At 43.1% G+C, this 3,916-nt stretch carries 2 protein-coding genes; both read right to left on the minus strand.

The genetic code is table 11. From position 1 onward, the window contains the following. Positions 1 to 196 precede the first annotated feature (196 nt). Positions 197 to 2,470 carry a beta-L-arabinofuranosidase domain-containing protein gene (locus FWJ59_RS08390; protein WP_414481494.1) on the minus strand — a complete coding sequence of 758 codons (2,274 nt, stop codon included), beginning with the start codon at positions 2,468 to 2,470 and terminating at the stop codon, positions 197 to 199. Between the two features lie 29 nt (positions 2,471 to 2,499). Continuing rightward, on the minus strand, positions 2,500 to 3,916 hold a 1,417-nt coding region (locus tag FWJ59_RS08395; RefSeq protein ID WP_414481495.1), incomplete at its 5' end, for an aminopeptidase family protein P.

Here is a 3,916-nt window from a genome sequence, read left to right on the forward strand (position 1 = left end):
TGATTGCCCTCCTCTAGTGCATCTTGCCTTCATGAATTTAAATTGTATCATTTAAGTTCATGAAGCGCAATGGTTGGTAGTAGGTCATTATTTAAGGATGGGTTAAAGCTTGGCCTTTAAAAACAAAAAGCAAGCAGGGGAAAAGGAAGGCTTTCCCTACGCTTGCTTTTTTGTAGCGCTTTTAAATTAATGGTTTTTACTTTATCTTAAAATAAGCGTGATAAGGACAATCCCATGCTACATAGTTCGGCACCAGTAGCATCCCATCCAGCTCAAAGGTAAGCGGGTCATCCGTTTTCTTAATCCTATCTGAAATGTCACCTTCGCCTACATCAAGCTCAATATATTCGGTGCTGCAAGATTTTGCTACCATTACAAGAGGACCATACATTATGCTGACTATATCGGGCATATCTGGAGTGGGTTCAAGCCTGAACGAAAATGGGATATATACTTCTATTCTGTCCCCATCCTTCCATTCCCTTTCTAAAGTCACATAGCTGCCCCGCTTTGTCTCCAGCTGCTCTTGCTGGCCATTGATCTTTATGTAAAATCCTTTCTCTGCCCAGTATGGAACTCGGAGGCAGATATTAAATTTCCCATTTCCCTTTATCTCAAGGCATACAGAATTGGCCTTAAGATAATCTCCCAACTGAATAACCGTGATATTCTTTTCCTTCCAATCGAGCTTTGAAGGAATATAAAGGTTTACGTACAGCGTATCATCGCTGTGATAATAAATGGCCTCCTGATATTTTACATGGTTTTCCATACCGGTGCCATGGCAGCAGCTATTCCCATCGGTATCATACGACTTTCTAGCGCCGGGACATAGGGGCATAAAATAGGTAGATCCTCCCACCGGGCCGCTCTGATCCTGAGAGGCCAATATATGATTGTACAGCGCTCTTTCATAATAATCCATATATTTAGCTTCTGGATTATAGCAAAAGAGCCCTTTGGTAAGTTTGAGCATATTATAAGTAGCGCAAGTTTCGGCTGTCTTATCGGTAATGTAACTTCCAATTTTCCCTGGAGTTCTGAACATCTCCCCTTCCCCGGTCCCACCTATGTTGTAGATATGATGAGACACCACCATATCCCAGAAATTCTTTGCAATGCGATAATATCTCATATCCCCAGTCTCTTTGTATATCCTTAAAGCACCTACAACCTGCGGGATGTGCTGGTTAGCATGCATTCCTCCTAGAGTATCAACGTTCCTCTCCATAGGCATAAATAGCTTCTCGTTATCAAAGAATTTGGCAGCCGTTAGATAATCTTCATTCCCGGTAATCCCATAAAGCCTAGCCATTACTTCGTTCATGCCTCCGAACTCGCCGGCGATATACATGGACCACATCTTTGTAAGCTGCTCTTTGGAAAGCCTTTTGAGCCTGTTATACACCCATATTCCCATTTTTTTGCATATTTCCAAAGCCTGAGCATTCCCGCCCAGTTCATAGCAGTCCAGCAGGCCAGCCATAATTTTATGGAGAGTATAATAGGGTGCCCAAATTTCGGGATAAGGCGTGTATTCCTCCAGTTTATCGAACTGCTCTTCAGAATAGGCGCTTAAAAAGCCGTAATGGAACTTGCCCGAAGCCTCCATGGCATCCTGGCATTTCCCCAGCTCCGAAATCATATAGTCGATCTTTCTCTTAAGCCTCTGGTCTCCCGAGCTCTTATAGGCAAGGGCAAGAGCCGACAGATAATGGCCTGTAGTATGGCCCTTTAGCTTGCATTCGGGAGCGTCCCAACCTACCATTGGCTTTGCTCCTTTTGTATCCAGCGATGCGGCATCCCGAAAGTTGTACAGCATTCTATCATCGTCTATATTCAATAAGTATTCTACAGCTCTATCTCTGTTAGCCGTGAAGATGTCATCCATAAGTTCCACCTGATCTAGCTCAAAAGGAAAAACAGACATTTCAACGGGCTTTTCATCGGCAAAATTTTCTGTTACGGTTATATTGGCAACTGCCTTTATATCGGTTCCAACCACTAAACCCTCTACTTTAAATGTATTTTCCTTTTCATATAATTGCGGCTCTATATCGTTCCATGTAACTTCGGATACCCCATACGTTCCATCGTCTTTTTTTATTATGACTATGGAAGGCAAGTCGATGGGACCGCCAGGCTTGCACTTCAAGTCAACTTCCAGCACATCCACAATCCTGTAATCGGGCTCCTTTTGAAGGACCGTCACCTCAAACGTCCTGGTGTCGCTTACATCCCCATAGGTGATGGTAGCGGTAAGAATTACTTTACGGTTTCCCCTGCCGTACTCTGGTCGCCTTACCTTCCCTGTACTGCTAATTATATACTCATTATCCGATTTCCAGCTGATCTTTGAACCGTATTTGCCTTCCGAAGGCAATGTCAAATCGGCATCTACGGTAAACAGGTTACCTAAATAAATGGATTCCTTATCCATCTGGACAATTTGTTCAGGCGTATAAGACATAAAATCACTCCTCATGCCTGCTATTATGATCACCCAATTGGTTGCGTCATTGCATTCAGCCAATCCTTCTGCTCTTTCCCAAGATACGGGCTCAGCACCTCATAGACCTTTCTATGGTACTCATTTAGCCAGTTAATTTCCTTTTCATCTAAAAGGGATACGTCAATAGCCCTTATATCGATGGGGCAGTACGTGAGCAGCTCAAAGCGATAAAATTGTCCTGCATCCTCATCAAAAGCATCTTCCACTACCACCACTGTATTCTCTGTTCTTATCCCATATCGGCCTTTTTTATATACTCCCGGTTCTATGGTGAGCAGCATACCAGGTTTTAACGGCACATCCACTCCAAACCCGTGGGGGCCTTCGTGCACGCTTAAACAGTAGCCGATGCCGTGCCCCGAACCACATTTATAATTCATATGGTGCTCCCACAGGTATCTCCTTGCAATGACGTCCAGGGTCTTACCCGTTGAGCCCTTTAAAAATACGGTGGTTATCATGGCGATATTGGCCTTTAATACCAACGTAAAGTCTCTCTTTTGCTCTTCATCCACTTCATTGACCACTATCGTTCGGGTGATATCGGTAGTGCCGCCCAGATATTGTCCTCCGCTGTCTATAAGCAATATACCTTTAGGACCGATGACAGCATGATTCTCCTCTGTAGGTATATAATGCATCATAGCTGCATTCTCATTATAGCCAGCAATAGTGTCAAATGAAGGCCCAAGACAGCCTTCTTGCATCAGCCTGTACTCTCTAAGCTTTTCCACTACATCAAGTTCAGTAATCTTTCGTTTCCCTATATTTGTATCAAACCAATACAGAAAATTTACCATGGCAACGCCGTCTTTAATATGGACCTTCTTTATGTTCTCAATTTCAACCTCGTTTTTCACGGCTTTTAGGTTAACGATAATGTCATCCTTATTGACCACCTTAGCATTTTTAACAGCCGAATATATGGCAAAGCTGTTTTTCCTCTCGTCTATGAGCACCTTCTTATCCGCAGGAATATCTGCCAGCGTAGCAAAAATATCATCATAATTCCTCACTTCTATATTGTTTTGCCGCAGATACTCCCTAACTTCATCTGTCAATTTTGCGGTATCGACAAACCATATGACCGAATCCTTTGATACCAATAAATAAGATATGACCACCGGCACATACGGGACATCATTGCCCCTTACATTAAGGACCCATGCAATGGAATCCAAAGCGGAAACCACATAATAGTCCACTTCGCTTTTTTGCATTTCATTTAAAACCTGTTCAAGCTTCTGCCTGGCCGTAAGGCCTGTAAAGGTGGTCTCATGAATAAACACTTTATCTGTGGGGATAGGCGGCCTATCCTCGATCCAAATCTCCCTAATCAAATCTACATCGCTTTTAATCTTTATCCCTTTCTTTTCAAACGTCTCCTTCATCTTGAGTACGTCT

Origin of the sequence: Caldicoprobacter sp. (assembly GCF_047459465.1) — a bacterium.
Classification (GTDB): Bacteria; Bacillota; Clostridia; order Caldicoprobacterales; family Caldicoprobacteraceae; genus Caldicoprobacter.

Bases quoted from the DNA above. Each gene is read 5' to 3' on its own strand.
- FWJ59_RS08390 (WP_414481494.1), bottom strand. From the start codon at position 2,470: ATGTCTTATACGCCTGAACAAATTGTCCAGATGGATAAGGAATCCATT.